Annotated in this window: 16 protein-coding genes; 5 read left to right on the top strand and 11 right to left on the bottom strand. The window is 42.2% G+C overall.

From position 1 onward, the window contains the following. Positions 1-174 precede the first annotated feature (174 nt). The gene (locus ACRRU2_RS22385; RefSeq protein ID WP_432505156.1) at positions 175-1,134 is read right to left on the bottom strand and encodes an MraY family glycosyltransferase; all 960 of its coding nucleotides are present in this window, start codon (positions 1,132-1,134) and stop codon (positions 175-177) included. 171 nt (positions 1,135-1,305) lie between these two features. On the opposite strand from ACRRU2_RS22385, the gene ACRRU2_RS22380 reads away from it, so the two are divergent. Both ACRRU2_RS22380 and ACRRU2_RS22375 read left to right on the top strand, forming a co-directional pair. After that, complete coding sequence (locus ACRRU2_RS22380) at positions 1,306-1,818, top strand: GyrI-like domain-containing protein (RefSeq protein WP_432505121.1); 513 nt, start codon at positions 1,306-1,308, stop codon at positions 1,816-1,818. 28 nt (positions 1,819-1,846) lie between these two features. Continuing rightward, positions 1,847-2,167: a hypothetical protein gene (locus ACRRU2_RS22375; RefSeq protein ID WP_432505119.1), complete on the top strand. Its 321-nt coding sequence runs from the start codon at positions 1,847-1,849 to the stop codon at positions 2,165-2,167. A 314-nt stretch (positions 2,168-2,481) separates the two neighbouring features. Here the strand turns inward: ACRRU2_RS22375 and ACRRU2_RS22370 are convergent, their stop codons facing one another. The 6 genes from ACRRU2_RS22370 to ACRRU2_RS22345 form a co-directional block, all read right to left on the bottom strand. Next, on the bottom strand, positions 2,482-3,069 hold the full coding sequence (locus ACRRU2_RS22370; RefSeq protein ID WP_432505117.1) for a GNAT family N-acetyltransferase: 588 nt from the start codon (positions 3,067-3,069) through the stop codon (positions 2,482-2,484). 85 nt (positions 3,070-3,154) lie between these two features. After that, complete coding sequence (locus ACRRU2_RS22365) at positions 3,155-3,757, bottom strand: stalk domain-containing protein (protein ID WP_432505115.1); 603 nt, start codon at positions 3,755-3,757, stop codon at positions 3,155-3,157. Between the two features lie 127 nt (positions 3,758-3,884). Continuing rightward, positions 3,885-5,657 (bottom strand): glycerophosphodiester phosphodiesterase, encoded by a 1,773-nt coding sequence (locus ACRRU2_RS22360; RefSeq protein WP_331700051.1) that lies wholly within the window; start codon positions 5,655-5,657, stop codon positions 3,885-3,887. A gap of 244 nt (positions 5,658-5,901) precedes the next feature. Then, positions 5,902-6,366, bottom strand: a complete 465-nt coding sequence (gene greA / locus ACRRU2_RS22355) for a transcription elongation factor GreA (RefSeq protein ID WP_331700049.1) — start codon at positions 6,364-6,366, stop codon at positions 5,902-5,904. A 76-nt stretch (positions 6,367-6,442) separates the two neighbouring features. Beyond that, positions 6,443-7,009, bottom strand: a complete 567-nt coding sequence (thpR, locus tag ACRRU2_RS22350) for an RNA 2',3'-cyclic phosphodiesterase (RefSeq protein WP_432505113.1) — start codon at positions 7,007-7,009, stop codon at positions 6,443-6,445. A gap of 20 nt (positions 7,010-7,029) precedes the next feature. Next, the gene (locus ACRRU2_RS22345; protein WP_432505111.1) at positions 7,030-8,541 is read right to left on the bottom strand and encodes an FAD-dependent oxidoreductase; all 1,512 of its coding nucleotides are present in this window, start codon (positions 8,539-8,541) and stop codon (positions 7,030-7,032) included. A 144-nt stretch (positions 8,542-8,685) separates the two neighbouring features. On the opposite strand from ACRRU2_RS22345, the gene ACRRU2_RS22340 reads away from it, so the two are divergent. Beyond that, positions 8,686-9,555: a DUF4358 domain-containing protein gene (locus tag ACRRU2_RS22340; protein WP_432505109.1), complete on the top strand. Its 870-nt coding sequence runs from the start codon at positions 8,686-8,688 to the stop codon at positions 9,553-9,555. A 258-nt stretch (positions 9,556-9,813) separates the two neighbouring features. Beyond that, the gene (locus ACRRU2_RS22335) at positions 9,814-10,434 is read left to right on the top strand and encodes a LysE family translocator (protein ID WP_432505154.1); all 621 of its coding nucleotides are present in this window, start codon (positions 9,814-9,816) and stop codon (positions 10,432-10,434) included. Here the strand turns inward: ACRRU2_RS22335 and ACRRU2_RS22330 are convergent. The 4 genes from ACRRU2_RS22330 to ACRRU2_RS22315 form a co-directional block, all read right to left on the bottom strand. Then, on the bottom strand, positions 10,408-11,202 hold the full coding sequence (locus tag ACRRU2_RS22330; protein WP_432505107.1) for a putative bifunctional diguanylate cyclase/phosphodiesterase: 795 nt from the start codon (positions 11,200-11,202) through the stop codon (positions 10,408-10,410). The genes ACRRU2_RS22335 and ACRRU2_RS22330 overlap by 27 nt on opposite strands. Positions 11,203-11,337: 135 nt before the next feature. Next, complete coding sequence (locus ACRRU2_RS22325) at positions 11,338-12,048, bottom strand: response regulator transcription factor (protein WP_331700044.1); 711 nt, start codon at positions 12,046-12,048, stop codon at positions 11,338-11,340. Between the two features lie 182 nt (positions 12,049-12,230). After that, positions 12,231-15,155, bottom strand: coding sequence for a response regulator (locus ACRRU2_RS22320; RefSeq protein ID WP_432505104.1), 2,925 nt, complete (start codon positions 15,153-15,155; stop codon positions 12,231-12,233). 142 nt (positions 15,156-15,297) lie between these two features. Beyond that, complete coding sequence (locus ACRRU2_RS22315; protein ID WP_432505102.1) at positions 15,298-15,897, bottom strand: stalk domain-containing protein; 600 nt, start codon at positions 15,895-15,897, stop codon at positions 15,298-15,300. A 176-nt stretch (positions 15,898-16,073) separates the two neighbouring features. Between ACRRU2_RS22315 and ACRRU2_RS22310 the strand changes: the two genes are divergently transcribed. After that, entirely contained in the window at positions 16,074-16,613 is a 540-nt protein-coding gene (locus ACRRU2_RS22310; RefSeq protein ID WP_432505100.1) for a DUF4362 domain-containing protein, read from the top strand. Positions 16,614-16,898: the final 285 nt, after the last annotated feature.

The raw sequence follows: 16,898 nt of genomic DNA, 5'->3' as shown, positions 1-16,898 counted from the left end.
GACAAGGATAAACAACTCCGCCGTCCTTTGGAAAGGCGCGTTTACCGATGAATGATAAGAACAAGTTTATAGCAAAAAATTGTTCTTATCATTAAAAAAACAGCCGCCAATTTTCGGCAGCCGTTCACTTATTGATTCCATTCTATCGTTTTTTCTATCAATTTTATCTATTAACTACAGTTGTACCAGCAACAATATAATAGAAGACAAGCCAAAGCAAGTGCCGAGCAAGCATAGGAACATTAATACCTGCTTCGTATTCAAACCTGCTCGCAATAATCGGTAATGGGCCTGGCTTGCATCCGCCTTATAGATCGCTTTCCCTTGCATAAATCTTTTGACCACAACAAATATATTATCGAAGATCGGTACGCCAAGCGCCAATATTGGAATGAACAAGGATAATACCGTTGCTTGCTTGAAGGCTCCATCCAGCGCTATAACGGCAAGCAAAAAGCCCAAAAACGTCGCTCCTGCATCCCCCATAAATATTTTGGCCGGGGGTTTATTATATTTCAAATATCCTAATGTAACGCCGATCAAGATAACCGCCATATAAGCGGAATTGGTCTGGCCCATGACTACAGCAACAATGAACAACGTCGTGGCAGAAATAGCGGAAAGGCCGCCAGCCAGCCCGTCCAATCCATCCGTAAAATTAATAACCGTCGTAACGCCGAAAATCCATAAAATCGTAAGTATAAACTGTAAAATTGCCGGAAGCTCCACATACGCGCCGGTGAACGGATTAACGAAACCAGTAAATGCAATTCCCGAAGCGTATACGAGCACGGCAGCGGACATCTGAACAACCAGCTTGGGCAACGCAGGAAAATCCTTTCCTTTTGTTTTAAACCAATCATCTATTGTTCCTATTGCCAGAAGCAGTATCCCGCCTAAAAATATAGCTCCTGTTTCTAGCGAAAAATCTCTTGCAACAATTAGATAGGTTATAAAGAAAGCTATAAAAATAGCATAGCTGGCCGTCAGCGGAATAGGCTGCCGATGTAATTTGCGTTCAACATCCTTTTGAGGCCTGTCCACGAAATCCAGTTTAAACGCCAGTTTGCTGAATGGTGGTATCAAGACGAGCACAGTAACTAATGACACTACGAATGCAAACAAGTACCAGATGATTCTCACCGCCATTTTTCATTTTGACATACACCCATAATTATACAATCGATTGAATAAACTGTCGATGGATGTTGAAAAATGATTCAAAAAAACTATAATTTCAACCTTTATATTTACATGGTACAATCTATTTGATTTTAAGACGAAAGTAAATGAGGAGGACTGTTTATGGATTATCAAGTTGTCACGAAGCCGGGCTTTACCATTATTGGTTACGCTATCCGTACATCGATTCACGGCGGACAAAACCTGCAGGATATTCCCGCCTTTTGGAGTCGTTATATGAATGGGGAAGCAGGGCCACGCTTATGTGATGCTGCCGTCAACAATGCAGAGTATGGCATTTGTGATGAGTTTGATGCGGCAACCGGCACCTTCAGCTATATTATTGGAGTCGAAGCAAAAGAGGACGTACAAGCGCCTGAAGGAGCTGCTTTCGTTACAAAGCACTATCCCGAGCAAACATATGCTGTATTCACAACCCCGCGAGTTGCTCCTGAGCAGTTTTCCCCTTCGATACAACAGACTTGGCATTACATTTATAACGAATGGCTGCCCGCGTCAGATTACGAGCATGGACAAGCCATAGAGTTTGAATGTTACGATGAACGGTGCTGGTCGGACCGTAATGAGCTGCTGGAAATGGATATTTATATGCCGATCAAGCCTAAAAGCAAGTAGCCGATGTCGTGCCATTGCAAGCTGCACCATGTCTCGAATTTCGCGCAGCTTCCAGCGTTGGTGCGGCATTACATTTCGGCGGGCGCATTACGGCGGACTTGCTGCGGGCTTGTGCACTACGGCGGACTTGCAGCGGGCTTGTGCATTACGGCGGACTTGCAGCGGGCTTGTGCACTACGGCAGACTTGCAGCGGGCTTGTGCACTACGGCGGACTTGCGCAGGCTGCACATCCGTGCGAGATTGGCTGCACCAAAACTTGATCTCAGTGCTATTCCTTTTCCGTCTTCACTAGCTGGTCAGTCGTTCCGTTATTGCGCCCAAAATCGCAGTTTTGTGGCTAAAAAGTGACAGACGTTCCGCTATTGGTCCAAAAATCGCAGAAAAAGTCCCATTTAGAGCCGGATAGCGGAACGTGTGACCGCCAAACTTAAAAAAAGGTCGTTTTAAGGCAAATAGCGGAACGTGTGACCGCCAAATTAAGAAAAAGGTGGTTTAAGGCGAATAGCGGACGTGTGACCATGCCGATTCGCGTTGAGCAGGCATTCGCACCAACAATAAATACAGTTAACTTCGGCACATTAGCGTTTGTTGGAGAATACAGTTACTTCGGCACATTAGCGTTTGTTGGAGAATACAGTTAATTTTCAGCCATAGGCTAATTACTAACGCTGATCCAGCATAGCGATTAATCTCTGCTTTACCGCGTCCCATTCATCATCAATAATGCTGTAATATACAGAATCGCGAATATAGCCATCCTGCAAAATGCGCTCCTTGCGAAGCACGCCTTCCAGCTTAGCCCCAATTCTAGTGATCGCTTGATTGGATTTTGTATTTCTGCGATCCGTCTTCAGCTGTACGCGAACAGTTCGCAGCTCTTCAAAGCAATGTTTCAAAAGTAGAAATTTACTTTCCGTATTGACACGCGTACACCAAACAGAAGCAGAATACCAGGTATATCCTATTTCAACGCTGCGGTTTGGTTCCGATATATTCAGCAGTCTAGTCATTCCGACAATTTTTTGAGTTTCCTTATCATAGACAACAAAAGGAAGCTCCTCTCCCCGTTGCCGAGCATCCAGCGCATCTGTTACCAGCCGGGACATATCCTCAAAGTTGTCCATACGACCGGGCAAATAAGTCCAAATCCGCTCATCATCCAAAGCCTGGTACAAAGGCTCGATATGTTGAATCCCAAGCGGCAGCAACATCACTCTGCTGCCCTCAAGCGTAACCTTTTCTATTTTCATCCTCAACCTCCGGGGTATTCATTTGCTCTAATAGTTTCTGCGTCACATACACAAGAAAGACTGAGCTATCATGCCCAGTCACTATTTACATCGTCGTCAAGTAAACTGCAGCTTCTTCATGATTAAATCTGATTTGTGTATACAATCCTCCTGCAATCGCGCCGATCGGAGCATATTTCACGCCGTCAATAATAGGAAACTTGTCTCCCTTGTCATGAAGCACATGCTTTCTTTTCCCTTTGGAAATCGTAATTGTCGAGCGTTTGCTATCCACTGTAACCTTTGCCCCTATTGCATCAGCAACTTCATTAATAGGAAAATACTCCTCGCCGTGTCTATCGATAGGAGCCGATTCGAGGGCAAGCTTCTCGCCATCTACATACAGCTTGTAGGGAGATTCCTCATAACTGCCCGTTGATTCATTTGCTGCTTTTATTACAGAGCTGTCTCCGTTCGGTTGGCTTTCCTGCTGCAGTTCACCCGCACTATTTTTCTGCCATTCACTTTTATTTTCAGTAACGCTATTATTTGCTGCAGATTGCTCAGACTCATTGCCTGTATGTATTGCGCTTTCCTTTGCATAGGCAGCACTGTTAGAGCCTGTATCGCTTGAGCATGCTGACAGCACAGCTGTTAGGGTAATCAAGCACGCCAACATTATTAGTATCGTTTTAAAATATTTTTTCATAGCAGGTACCTCTCTTGCTGTCTTTGGTTATAACGCTCACTGTTTTTACATACTACCTTTATCTTTTTTTATTTTCAATAATAAGAAGCTATTCTTAATGGTTCTCTCATCAATTTCTAATGATTCGCTATAAATTAATATCGAGCAGCGATTGCGCGCGAGCAGGATAGTCGGTAATAATACCGTCCACCTTATACTTCAGCACTTCCTTCATATTGTTTCTGCTGTTGACCGTCCATACCCATATTTCGCGTCCAACGGCATGCGCCCTGTCCACTAATTGATCCGTCAGCATCGTCTGCTCGATCGTATAAAAATCAACATCAAGTGACGACAAGTTGCCTAATGCAAAATAAAGAATTTGCCCTATTTTAATCTCAGGCTCGAGCTCTCTGATTTGCAGCAGCGCTGTTTTGTCAAAGGACTGTATATACACCTCTTGCTCCATCTCAAACGCTTTTATAAGCTTTACAACTTCCTTCACCAAATCATCGCTTGGGCCATACGGCTTCAAGTCAACTAGCAGCTTTGATCTACCCTGTGCCTCTGCAAGAGCCTCGCTTAGCATCGGAATACGAATAGGCTGATTTTCAGTGTCACGGCCTATCGTCAGCTTGCTTACTTGATCGTAAGTAAGATCAGGCACACGCTGCGGAATACCTGCCATTCGCTTCAAATTTACATCATGATGCAGCACAGCTACACCGTCTTTAGTAAGCTGCACATCAATCTCAACCGACTGGATCCCCTTCTCAATCGCATGCGTAATCGCAGGTATAGAATTTTCAGGAGCATTCTCCGTATCACCGCGATGCGCGGAAATCAATACTGTCCATTTGGCATAGACAAGCCCGTCGTTCGCTTTAAAGCCCACAAACAGAGCCAAGCCCAAATATATAGCTGCCGCGCTTACAATTATGAGACGTTTATTTTTCCACTTTTTAAATGCGATTGTAAGCTTTCGCTCCAGCTTGCCCAGCCTGCTTGCATGGATGCTCAGCTTATTGCGAGGCTTAAGCCCTTCACTGTAACCAAAATAGTAAAATAACCGAGTCACAAAAATAATGTTAAGCGGCATTAAGAGTGCGGCAAACATATAGGTCAGAATCGATTGCAGCGTTAAGGAATAGTGAGTGGAAAACACCTTTAAGACGTTTATATTAAGCCATAGCGGCAAATACGAAAGAGAGGAAATGACTAAAAAACCGATCAGAAACACGATCGCATTCAGCACAAATAAAAATACGAACAACTGCAAGCGCCTGCCGCGCGTCAAAGCCTGGCTGGAGCGTATAGCATCCGTAATCTTCATGCCCTCCAGCATAATGAAATGCAGCACAAATACCCAGCGAAGCACCATATACAACGTGATAAGCAGCAGCAAAACGTAAATAAAAGTCATAGTAAAAGAAGCGTCCAACACTTTATTTTGAAAAAAAATAGGAAAATTAAATAAAGCATAGAACGATTTTGAAAGAGGCGAATCAATAAACGGAATAAGAATAAGAAGAAATACGAGCAGCTGCACTAGACCAAATCCAAATAAACGGGGAGTTTGGCGCAAAGTCGTAAAAAAAGCATCAGAAATCGTTATTTTCCGGCCAAAATAACGCTGCTGTACCATAATGACCAGCACAGACAGCTCAATAAACAGCGCAAAGGAAGCAACCAAACCAATTAATATCAAGCCTAAAACGGCTTCATAGTTATATCCAATGGAATAAACCTCGCTATTAAGCAATGAGCCTGAACCAGCTACCATCAATATCCGATTAAATATCAAAGTAATGGACGGAATAATCAGTACGCTCGTCAGCAGCATATAGAAATATTCAAAAGCAAGCAATTTTTTGTAGGATGCCCGAAAGTCTCGCCAGCTTCTGCCTAATATTCTAAGCATGTTAAACCACCTAATCTGTCAGAGTCTTCCTATATTATACTATACAAAATAAGCAGGCTATACAAATAATCGGGCAGAAATATCATTTATTCTTGGCTGGAGCGCTTTATAATTTCACAAGGAAATAAGTATTGGTATTGGAGGGTAGGGAAAAGCCCTTATTCATGAAAATATGCAAAAAAAACCGCAAGCTTCACTTTTTTCAAAGTAAGTGCTTGCGGCTTGGTTATTCTCGCTATGTTATTTATTTAATTTCTAACAACTCATATTTAATGATGCCTACCGGCGCGCTGACCTCGATAATATCGCCAACCTTTTTGCCAATCAGTTCCTTGCCAAGCGGGCTTTCATACGAGATTTTGTTATTGATGACATCCGCTTCCGCAGGACCGACAAGACGATACTCCAGCTTCTCGTCAAATTCAAGATCATGCAGCAATGCAATTGAGCCTACCCCTATTTTGCTTATATCAGCAGACTCAACAACACGAGCGGTCCGCAGCATCCGTTCCAGTGTTAAAATTCTGGTTTCCATAAAGGCTTGATCTTCTTTGGCAGAATGATACTCGCTATTTTCCTTCAAATCGCCATAGCTGATCGCCACCTTCAGCCTCTGCGCCAACTCCTTGCGCCTCGGACCCTTCAGCTCCTGCAGTTCCTGTTCAATTTTGGCAAGCCCTTCTGCTGTTAAAATGGTTTCATTGCTCAATGCGTTCCCGCTCCTTCACTATGTCCTCCCTCTATTCTAACTCAAAAAGCTCCAAAAATCATAATCGTTTAAATACCTAGCCCTTGTTCAATAAAAAGCTGCCTATATTCTCGTACATAGGAGAAGCTTTCATATGTGTTCTCATTAAAATAAAGCGATCTGCAGTCCAGCTCAATTGGGAAGGAACCATCTGCAGCATTTCTGCTGGAAACGGATCCTGACTATTGTAATTGCGGGCAATCGTAATATGCGGAACGTAGGCGCGTTTCTCCGCTTCGAAGCCGAGCCTGCTTGTTGCTTGTGTAACTGCACGCTGCAGGCTGCGCAAACGCTCTACCTCTCCAGCTACATCGGACCAGAGCACACGAGGCGACTTTGGCAATCCGAAGAAGCCCGCTGCATTTAATTTTAAGGAAAAAGAATCTGCTTTAATCTCCGCTAAACTATTTTTCAGGTGTTCAACCTGCTCTATGACAGTATCACCTAAAAACTGCAAGGTAATATGATAGTCTGATGGATGCGTCCATTTGCGAAAAGCTATTTTCGATTTATGTAATTGTGCCCAGTTACCAAGCTCCTCCGTTACTTTTGCCGACACAGGCACCGCTACAAATAAACGCATAGACTGCTCCGCTGTGCTCATTGTTCTCCTCCCCCCATTCATTAATTAATTTTTTTCAAAGGCTTTTTAGCTGGTCCGTCAAGCACCTCGCCTTCAAATGAAAATCTTGAGCCATGGCAAGGACAGTCCCAGGTGCGTTCGCCGCTATTCCATTCCACCTCGCAGCCCATATGCGTACAAGTCGTGTCCACAATATGCAGCTGGCCATCTTGATCGCGATAAGCGCCTGCTCTTTTTCCATTAACGGCTACTACAGCACCTTCATCGTTGCTTAAATGCTCCGGATATCTGTTAAGCGATTCGAGCTTGCCGCCAACCAGGTGCTTGGCTACATCAGCATTTGTTTTAATAAATTGTTTTATCGTAGGGTCGGCATAAAATCTTGATGGCGTAAACAGCTGCTCATAAGGGCTTTCTTGGCCCATAACGAGCTTCTCCAGCAATAATGCCGCTGCTGTGCCAGTCGTCATCCCCCATTTTTTATACCCGGTCGCTACATAAATATTAGGTGCATCCGAATCGGTCTGTCCGATGAAAGGCAGTTTGTCCAGCGTAACGAGATCCTGAGCGGACCAGCGATACAAAATTTCCTGGGCGCTAAGCGTTTGCTCGGCAAAGGCCTGCAGCGCTTCATAGTGCTTAATCGTGCAAATACCTTGCCCTGTTTTGTGGTTCTCCCCGCCAACGATAACCATCTCCTCGCCATTAACCGTAACGGTGCGCAGCGATCTGGTCGGTTCTTCTGCACTTATATACATCCCTTTAGGAAAGGCATGCAAAGGCTTAATGCACAGCGCGTAAGATCTCTCCTGATACATTCTTGCAAAATAAAAACTGCCCCCGTCATGAAACGGATAGTGCGAGCAGGATAAAACATGCTTTGCAGCAATTTTATGGCCATCCCTTGTTACGACGGCTGCTTGATCGCCTTTATCAACAGTAACAGCAGTTGTGTTCTCGTATATTTGAACACCCTGTTTTACAGCCAAATCTGTTAAAGCAGTTAAATATTTAATCGGATTAAATTGCGCTTGATCATTCATCACGATAGCTGCTATCGTCGGGAATGGCAATGGCGCTTGCGGCAGCATGGCACTTGGAAGCTCCAATTGCTGATACGCTTGAAATTCTTTGGACAGCTTGGCCAAAGATTCATCAGAATTCGTATAGATATACGCATCCTCCGTCTTAAGGTCGCAGGGAATGGCATGCGCTTTTACCGTTTGCTTAATAAATTTGAGAGCTTCATCATTTGCTTGATAATAAAGCTTTGTTTTTTCTAGTCCGATATGAGCAATCAGCTCATCGTAGATCAACCCATGCTGTGCGGTAATTTTGGCCGTTGTATGCCCAGTTGTTCCCGTTAAAATTTGCCCTGCTTCAATGAGCGCAATGTTAAAGCCATGCTTGGAGAGCAAATACGCTGTGGTAATGCCTGTTATACCTGCTCCGACAATGGCTACATCCACTTCAATATTTTGTTCTAACTTTGGATAGCTTGGTATGCTTGTCGAGGTAAGCCAATAAGATTCTGGAAATTTAGGGAGTTCCATGGCATAGTTCCTTTCCTGTGTGACACTTTTTTTGCATAGTATGTCCATTGCTAATAAATAGTAATCGGTGAAACCTTTTCTTCCTTTCCCTCGTTAGTTTCACTAGCGACTTTGCTAAAACATAAAGGGAGATTGATTTACAACATGAAGAAAAGAATTATTGCACTGTTAACCGCTACTATGATCGTAGGGGGGTTATTAAGCGCATGCTCCAGCTCATCAAATCCAAATCCAGCTGCATCCAGCGATGTACAAGCGAGCCCTGAATCTAGTCCTAGCCTTGACCCTAGCGCAAGTGCAGAACCGAGTCCCAGCCCAACGGCAGAACCAAACAATACTCCTGAGACAAATGAATCAACAGCTCCAAGTTTAGCGCCAAGCCCAACGGCAAAGCCTAGCAAGGAGCCTGATGCCAGCCAAAAACCTGCAACTCCGGATCAATCGCCGAAGCCGACCAAGGCGCCTGCTGCCAGCAAAGCACCTGCTCCTACAAAAAAACCAACGGCTACTGAGGCACCTAAGCCGACAAAACAGCCTGAAGCTACTAAAAAACCTGCGCCAACCAAAGCGCCAGAACCTACTAAGAAACCGGAACCTACTAAAAAGCCCGAGCCAAGCCAAGCGCCAGCTCTTAGTTCCGCAGATATAGTCAAAAGCATGCTAGAGGAAGTGGAACAACCCCATCTCTCGGAACTAACCAGCGAGCAAATTAAGGATTACTACGGCATAGATCCTGCAATTCTTGAAGATTTTTCTGTTCGTATACCACTCATAAATATTAAGACAAATGAAATTGCTGTTTTTAAAGTGAAAAAGGATTCGGATATTGATGAGGTTAAGAATGGAATGAAGTCGCGTGCTGAGGCGGTTCAAAAACAATTCGAGCATTACCTTCCGGATCAGTATGAGAACGCTAAAAACTATAAAATTGTAACCAAAGGAAACTATGTGCTGTTCCTGATCTCAGAAAGCGCTGATGATTTGGAGAAAGCTTTCCACAATAGCTTTAAGTAAGGAAGCGGCTGCGCTGTCCTTTGCTTTAACGAAAAAGGCGCGTTTACCGATAAAATGTAAGAACAGTAAGAATTAATTTCATTCTCAAAAAAGTAGAGAGCTTCACGTCTTTATCTAAACATCTTGACTTTCTATGGGCTGTCAGTTGGTCGCTTACGATCCTCGGGTAGCTCTTTTTTTATTTAGTATTCCTCTCCTATTTCGAAAAAATAATTATATAATAGTATTAATTAATTTTTCCCAAATGAGGTGATCATCATCGACGGTTTAACTCTTCTATCTTTTCTCGGCGTAGCGATTATGCTTACTATTATGCCTGGTCCAGACAATATGTTTGTGCTTGCACAGAGCATAGCGCAAAATCGCAAGGCCGGCCTAGCGACAACCTTCGGACTTTGCACAGGGCTGCTTGGTCACATTACAGCTGCGACGGTAGGCCTTTCTGCTGTTATCTACCAATCTGCATTAGCTTTCTCTATCGTCAAATACGCCGGAGCCGCTTATTTGCTGTTTTTGGCATACAAGTCGTTTAGAGAGAAGTCCTTCGATCCATCCTTAAAAAGCAGCGGTATGCAAAACTACACCTCTTTATACAAAAAAGGCGTTATTATGAGCCTCTTGAATCCGAAGCTCTCTTTATTTTTTCTGGCGCTGCTGCCGCAGTTTGTTAATTACCAGCACAATGTTACGGTGCAAATGCTTGTGCTTGGCTTCATCTTTTTGATCGAATCCTTGATCTTCTTGGTTGCTGTCAGCATTTTTGCTGAAAAAGTAGGACATCTGCTGCGCAAAAGCACGTTTATATCAAGCAAAATGAATATGATTCAAGGCTCCCTGTTCGCTCTTATCGGGCTAAAGGTAGCTTTTAGCGAGAAGTAACAATTCTTGTTCGCTTAATGGCCGGCTTAACAAATAACCTTGAATATATTCACATTCCCATTGCCGCAGCTGATGCAGCTGCTCAAAGGATTCAACACCCTCTGCGATTACAATTAGACCCAGTTTTCTTGCAAGTGTGATCACCCATTCTGTAATAATTTTGCAGCGTGAGTCATGCATCATATTTATTACAAAACTGCGGTCTATTTTTATTGTGGAAAGCGGAAGCTTCTGCAGCTGCAAAAGGGAGTTATTTTCTACCCCGAAGTCGTCCAAAGCTATTTTGATTCCTTGGAGAGCCAGCGCCCGCAACGTATCTGTTCCATTGTTTATACAAGCTATATTGGTGCTTTCCGTTAATTCCAGCTCCAAGTATTGGGGAGCTATCGATGTTTGGTGCAACACGTTCATCACATTTTCGAAAAAAAATGGATTGTTTAGTTGAATAGCTGAAATATTCACGGAAATAATGGAGTTGGGCAAATGACTTTTTTGAATCTGTCGAATCTTTTCACAAGCCTGATGCATAACCCACATGCCGATTGAATCAATCAAACCCGTCTCTTCTGCAATAGGGATGAACCTGAGTGGTGATATAGAACCAAGCTCCGGATGATGCCATCTAAGCAAAGCCTCGAAGCCTCTAATATTCCCAGATGGGAACTCAAATTGCGGTTGATAATGAAGCGAAAGCTGACGCTTTTCCAATGCATATTCCAATTCATCTGCGATCCTGCTCGTTTCTTCCGAACACTGCTCCTTTAACACACTATTCCGCCTCCGCACATTTACTCTATTAAAGTCATAATAGGAAAAAGTTATTAAAAAAGTTAACGAATAGGTTTGAGAAAAGTATAAACAAAAAACATCACTTCGCATGGAAATGATGTTTTTGCCGCTCTTCTATATTCTGGAGACAAACTTATAACCTACTCCCCAGACTGTTCTAATATATTTCGGTTCCTTGGGATTAATCTCGATTTTTTTACGCAAGTTGGCAATATGTACGTCAATCGTTCTGTCTGTAACAAATGAATCATACCCCCTTAACTCGTTAAGGAGCTCTTCTCTGCTAAATACTTTCTCTTCATTTGTAATAAATAATCGCATAATTTCAAACTCAGAAAAAGTCGTTTCGATATAAACATTGTTTAAATAAATTAATCTTCTATCTAAATCAAGCATAACGGCATCGCTTTTACTAACCAGCTCGGTTAAATTTTCTTCCTCTGCTTCATCAACTTTCGGATACTTATAAGTTCGTCTAATCAGCACTTCAATTCTGGCTGTTAATTCTCTCATGCTAAAAGGCTTGCACAAGTAATCGTCAGCACCAGCCTTCAAAGCATCCACCCGTTCCGACACTTCTGTTTTCATGGATACAATAAGAATCGGGGTTGTAGAAAAGCTTCGAATCTCTTTACATATTTCGAGCCCGCTTTTATCCGGCAGAACCATGTCTAGAAGAATGACATCAGGTGAAAATTGTTTAGACAATTCGATCCCTTTTTGACCGTTTTCTGCTGTCTGCACATTAAATCCTTCTTCTGATAAATACATGGCCAACATTTCGCCCATGATCTGGTCGTCCTCAATAATTAATATTTTGTACACCGGTCCCCCCCTTTTCTTCTGAAAAGACAGTGTTACTTTATACCTACATGGTGAAAACTTATACTTTCTTATATTTTTAAAACTTTCTTCATACTTTTTTCATACATACAACGTATTTTAACAAATAAATCGCTAATTGTATTCAGTTTGAAGCTAAAATTCAGAAAAATGTTAAGACAATATCAGTTTTGTACAGTTCTACGTATTAAAGTTAAGACATTTTCTAAATGCTGCTCTAATTCCTTCATATCCTTCGTATATTCTTGATACTCATTCGCATATAAAGATTGATTAAGCTTTTCCTCAAACTGTTTTGAAGCAATAAACAATCGTTCAGCCGATAGATTTCCAGCAACTCCGCTCAACGTATGCACTAAGCGCTTAGTTGTAGCATAATCGCCTTTACTCAGCGTTTCCCGGAGCTTGTCTCCAAAGCCTGCATATTCCCACTCAAATTTTTTAAGCATATGCTCATAAATCCGCATCTTTCCATTTAACCGTTCCATAACTTTGGGTACATCCAAATAGGGCAGAGGAATGTACTTTCCCAGCAAATAAGACATTTCTTCAAAATCGATTGGCTTCGTAAGTACGTCATTCATCCCCGCTTGATAACATTTGTCATGCTCTTCTTTAATGACACTCGCGGTAATTGCCACAATAGGCAAGCTATCGTACCGTTTATCTTGCCGAACAATCAAAGTAGCCTCGCATCCATCCATATCAGGCATATGCACATCCATCAGAATTAAATCCCAGCTTGTACTATCCAGCTTTTCCAAAACCTCATGCCCATTTTTAGCGACAGTAACCGAATATCCCTGGTCTTGTAATAGCTCAACCGCCACCTGTTGATTAATTTCATGATCCTCTGCAAGCAAAATGCTTCCTTTATAGCCGCTTATACTGTTATCCATCTTGAACGCATCCAAGCTTGAGAGAGAGGATAACTCCCGCCTTTGCTCAAGAGTTGACTGGAGAGCCTTAAACAAATTTAATCGATTAATAGGTTTAATCAAAGCCGCATTAGGCTTGGCCGTCTCTTCAATCGTCGCTAATTCATCCCTGCCGTATTCGGACGTCATTGCAATCGTTATACTATTGCTCTTTCGCGCGAGTTCCTGCAGCCGGCTTAAGGTTTCTACTCCATACATATCATCAGCTTCCATATCGAGCAAAATAAAACTAAACCCGCCCTCAACGGACTGTTGCTCTAACAAATGAATGGCCTCCTGCCAATTAGGAACGATTGTCGTTGATAATAGAAAGGATTCCAACATTTTAGCAAGATTTTCTCGCATCCTGTCATGGTTTTCGATAACAAGAGCAGTCAGGCTGCCGTTTTCCAGATGCAGTCTGAAACTACTTTCATACTTTTTTGACATTGTTTCGAATGGCAGCGTAAATGAAAACAAACTGCCTTTACCTAGTTCACTGGATGCTTCCAGCTTGCCGCCCATCATCTTAATTAAATTTTGTGAAATAACAAGTCCAAGCCCTGTTCCCCCGTATCTTCTGCTAGTTGAGCCATCTGCTTGTGAAAAAGGTTCAAATAGATTGCGCATCTGCTCTGCCGACATCCCAATTCCTGTATCCTCTACGACAAACCTGATTATGAGCTTATGCTCCAACTGCTCCTCTACCTTCAAACTCAGCGAAACGAACCCTTGCTCCGTAAACTTTATTGAATTGCTGCATAGATTCAACAGCACCTGCTCCAGACGATGCGGGTCTCCTATTAATTGCTCCGGGATTTCCTGTCCTGTATCTATAATAATCTCTAACTGCTTTGTTCCAAGATAGATGCCCAGCATATTAGATAAATCCTGTAAAAGCTCATCGGGGCGGAACGGCACCTTTTCTATTTCCAGCTTGCCCGCTTCAACCTTGGAGAAATCCAATATTTCATTAATGATTCGCAACAGCAAACGTGAGGACGACATAATCTTTGTCAAATAATCTTGCTGAACACCCGTCATCCTGGTTTTCTTCATCAATTCCGATAATCCCATAATGCCATTCATAGGCGTTCGTATTTCATGACTCATTCTGGCAAGAAAATGAGTTTTCGCCTGATTCGCTTCTTCTGCCTCTTCCTTAGCGTGCAACAGCTCTGTTTGCGCTCTTTTTTGCTCCCGCAGCATGTATCGCAATAACAAATACAATAAACTGACAAGAAAGCAAATAGATATCCCATATATAATAATAGTTAACTGCTTCATATCATCTAATTGCTGCAGTGCTTCGCGAGTAGGCAATGCAGCAGCAACCGACCAATTTGAGTCAATTATAGGGGCATATCCAATATATTCTTTATGTCCATTGACAGTTGCAACTTGCAATCCCATCTCACCAGCTACCATATGTTTGCCTATATCTCCTATGTCGCCGGACTGCTCCATAAGCGTTTCTTTCCCGATTAACTCATCCTTGGGGTGATACAAAATGGTACCTTTTCTCGATAACAAAATAGGATAGCCCGTCTCGCCAATCGGATAAGATTTCATAAACTTGGGAATATCGTCCAGCAGTATATCAGCGGCAATAAAGCCAAGTAAAACATCGTTTTCAACAATTTTAAAAATACCGCTAGTTACGAGCTTTCCAGTTAAATAATCTTTATAGGGTTCAGTAAAAAAAACATCATCTGAACTTATAGCCTCTTTATACCAGGGACGATCTTGCATATTCCACTCTTTCGTTGCTGTCACATTTTCATTTCCGATAAAAAAATTGCCTGTTTGGCTGCCGATCCAAACGAGCCCCAGCGTATTATCCAATGCTTTTACCGCATCAAGCTCAGCTGCAGCTTCTTTATAATAAGGGTTAGAGAAAGCCTCGTCTCCTGATTGCACTGCTTTTAAATAATTAATAATCGCTTGGCTGGTGCTCAGCTGCCTGACCATTGTGCCTTTTTGAATAAAAAAAGCATTCATCAAATTGGCCAAAGCTTTACTTTGCAGTGTCAGCTTATTCTCTACCTCAGCTTTTATTAGCTTGCTGGATTGAGAAAACACAATATAACCCGTTAGAAAAAAGGAAATAGCAATTGTAAAAAGAATTAAAAGAGTTAATTTCTTGGCGTAACCTTCGTCAAATTTTTTCATAGCTCCCCCTTTTTCTACCTATTAATTTTCCATAAACATACTATACTACGTGAAGAATGTCTTCTCTATTTTTAAAAAAATAAAAAGAAGCCTCTCCTTGATGGATGCGTCAGGCAGCCATTTCTGGAGGGCTTCTTTTATGTTATTTAAGTGTGACGTGGACCGCATTTTTGTCTTGATCAAACGTTACCTTTGCTCCAAGCCCTTCGACGATGGAACGGATTGGCGCATACTTTTTGCCGTTAACATTTAACACCTTATCATTTTTTTCATTAAATACAATCTTCTTCTTGCCCTTTTCAATCGTAATCGTCGATTTCTTACTGTCCGTCGTTACCGTTGCCCCTACCGCTTTGGCTACCTCTTGAATCGAAAAGTAATTACTGTTGTTTTTTATTACTGGAGCATCCTTCAGCTTAACTTCCTTGGAATTTACAAATAGCTTTACTGAAGATTTTGTATAACTTGCAGAACTGCTTTTTGAGCTTGTAGTTGACTTACTGTTGGAAGATTTACTAGACGAGCTGCTGCTTGACGATTTGCTGTTCGATGACTTGCTGCTATCTGAATCTTTACCGGAATTATGATAATGATAGCCTGTGCAAAGCCCTTTGGCTTTGGATTTCTCCGAGCAGTTATGCCCCCCGTTTGCATCCGTTCTTCCTGAGTGTGCTGAAGCTGTTGTGGCAAATGCAAGCAGTATTACAACTATAAACGAAACTACTTTATACGAAAACTTCACTCTCATCCCTCTTTTGGAAAATATTGTTTCAAACATCTTACTATGTTAATAGATAAATTTCAATTACTATTACTTAACGTTACGACGAATTTATTTTGCTATCTCCATTGCTCATTGACATTGTTGTTGAAACAATTGAGCCCTACTACTCGTCAATGAGCTAGGAGGGTGATATTATGAAAAAATTAATATGCATACTGGCAGTTGCTGTGCTTTTGCTCGCAGCATGCGGCAATGAAACGAAGCAAAACCCAAATGATCAAGATCTTATAGAAATGCAGACTCAAGCCCCTAATTCTAATGAAGATGATAAGCCTACGCCTACAGAGGAGCCTGACTTTCCTGAAGTTAAAAAGCCTTATACGCCTGAACTAGCAGCGCAAAACGGCGATGTCGTAAATGTTCATGGTAAATATACGAATGCTGAGAGATGGACTGAGTTTACGAGTAACGTAAAGTTGGAGGTAAAAGATAAGGTCCGCGTCACGCAATATACGATTGAGGGAGATCCTATTTTGTACGAATTGACCTACAACGGGGAAACCATTAAATTTGTTTATGATAACTCTATGGATAACTTCGGTGTTGATTCCAAAAGACCGCAGGCGAGCTGCAAGGGAATCGAAGTCAAGAAGCATGACAATGGTAAGGAATATTATGCACTTACGGAATGTGATAATGAGAAAGGCGAGTATTTCTGGTTAGAAAAAGAGTAGACCCTCCGGGAAGATGAACCTTAAGAGGCCAACTGCTAGACTTTAGTCTGCTATAGTTGGCCTTACCATTGTACCTTTATTTTGAACTGTTGGAAGCTAAATGCTTTTGTACATCTAGTTTCTTCATTTTACCAAAATAAAAGAATCTACATGTATTTCCTCAGGCCGTTGAAAAAGCTAACGGAACTGAGGAGAGTGTCGATTCATTGTGGGCAACTATTTATAAGCAATGAGAAAGGGGAAACGGAGAGCAAGAATGGGAATGGAGAAGCGGTAGCGTCCGCC

The sequence above is a fragment of the Paenibacillus sp. GXUN7292 genome (assembly GCF_050864975.1).
Lineage (GTDB): Bacteria > Bacillota > Bacilli > Paenibacillales > Paenibacillaceae > Pristimantibacillus.
This window is presented reverse-complemented; position numbering and strand designations above follow the sequence as displayed.

What these genes read in the sequence shown, in the direction of transcription:
- ACRRU2_RS22375 (WP_432505119.1), top strand. Translation starts at nt 1,847, where the DNA reads ATGTCTCGAATTTCGCGCAGCTTCCAGCGTTGGTGCGGCATTACATTT.
- ACRRU2_RS22370 (WP_432505117.1), bottom strand. Translation starts at nt 3,069, where the DNA reads ATGAAAATAGAAAAGGTTACGCTTGAGGGCAGCAGAGTGATGTTGCTG.
- ACRRU2_RS22340 (WP_432505109.1), top strand. Translation starts at nt 8,686, where the DNA reads ATGAAGAAAAGAATTATTGCACTGTTAACCGCTACTATGATCGTAGGG.
- ACRRU2_RS22380 (WP_432505121.1), top strand. Translation starts at nt 1,306, where the DNA reads ATGGATTATCAAGTTGTCACGAAGCCGGGCTTTACCATTATTGGTTAC.
- ACRRU2_RS22320 (WP_432505104.1), bottom strand. Translation starts at nt 15,155, where the DNA reads ATGAAAAAATTTGACGAAGGTTACGCCAAGAAATTAACTCTTTTAATT.
- ACRRU2_RS22310 (WP_432505100.1), top strand. Translation starts at nt 16,074, where the DNA reads ATGAAAAAATTAATATGCATACTGGCAGTTGCTGTGCTTTTGCTCGCA.
- ACRRU2_RS22345 (WP_432505111.1), bottom strand. Translation starts at nt 8,541, where the DNA reads ATGGAACTCCCTAAATTTCCAGAATCTTATTGGCTTACCTCGACAAGC.
- ACRRU2_RS22365 (WP_432505115.1), bottom strand. Translation starts at nt 3,757, where the DNA reads ATGAAAAAATATTTTAAAACGATACTAATAATGTTGGCGTGCTTGATT.
- ACRRU2_RS22360 (WP_331700051.1), bottom strand. Translation starts at nt 5,657, where the DNA reads ATGCTTAGAATATTAGGCAGAAGCTGGCGAGACTTTCGGGCATCCTAC.
- thpR (WP_432505113.1), bottom strand. Translation starts at nt 7,009, where the DNA reads ATGAGCACAGCGGAGCAGTCTATGCGTTTATTTGTAGCGGTGCCTGTG.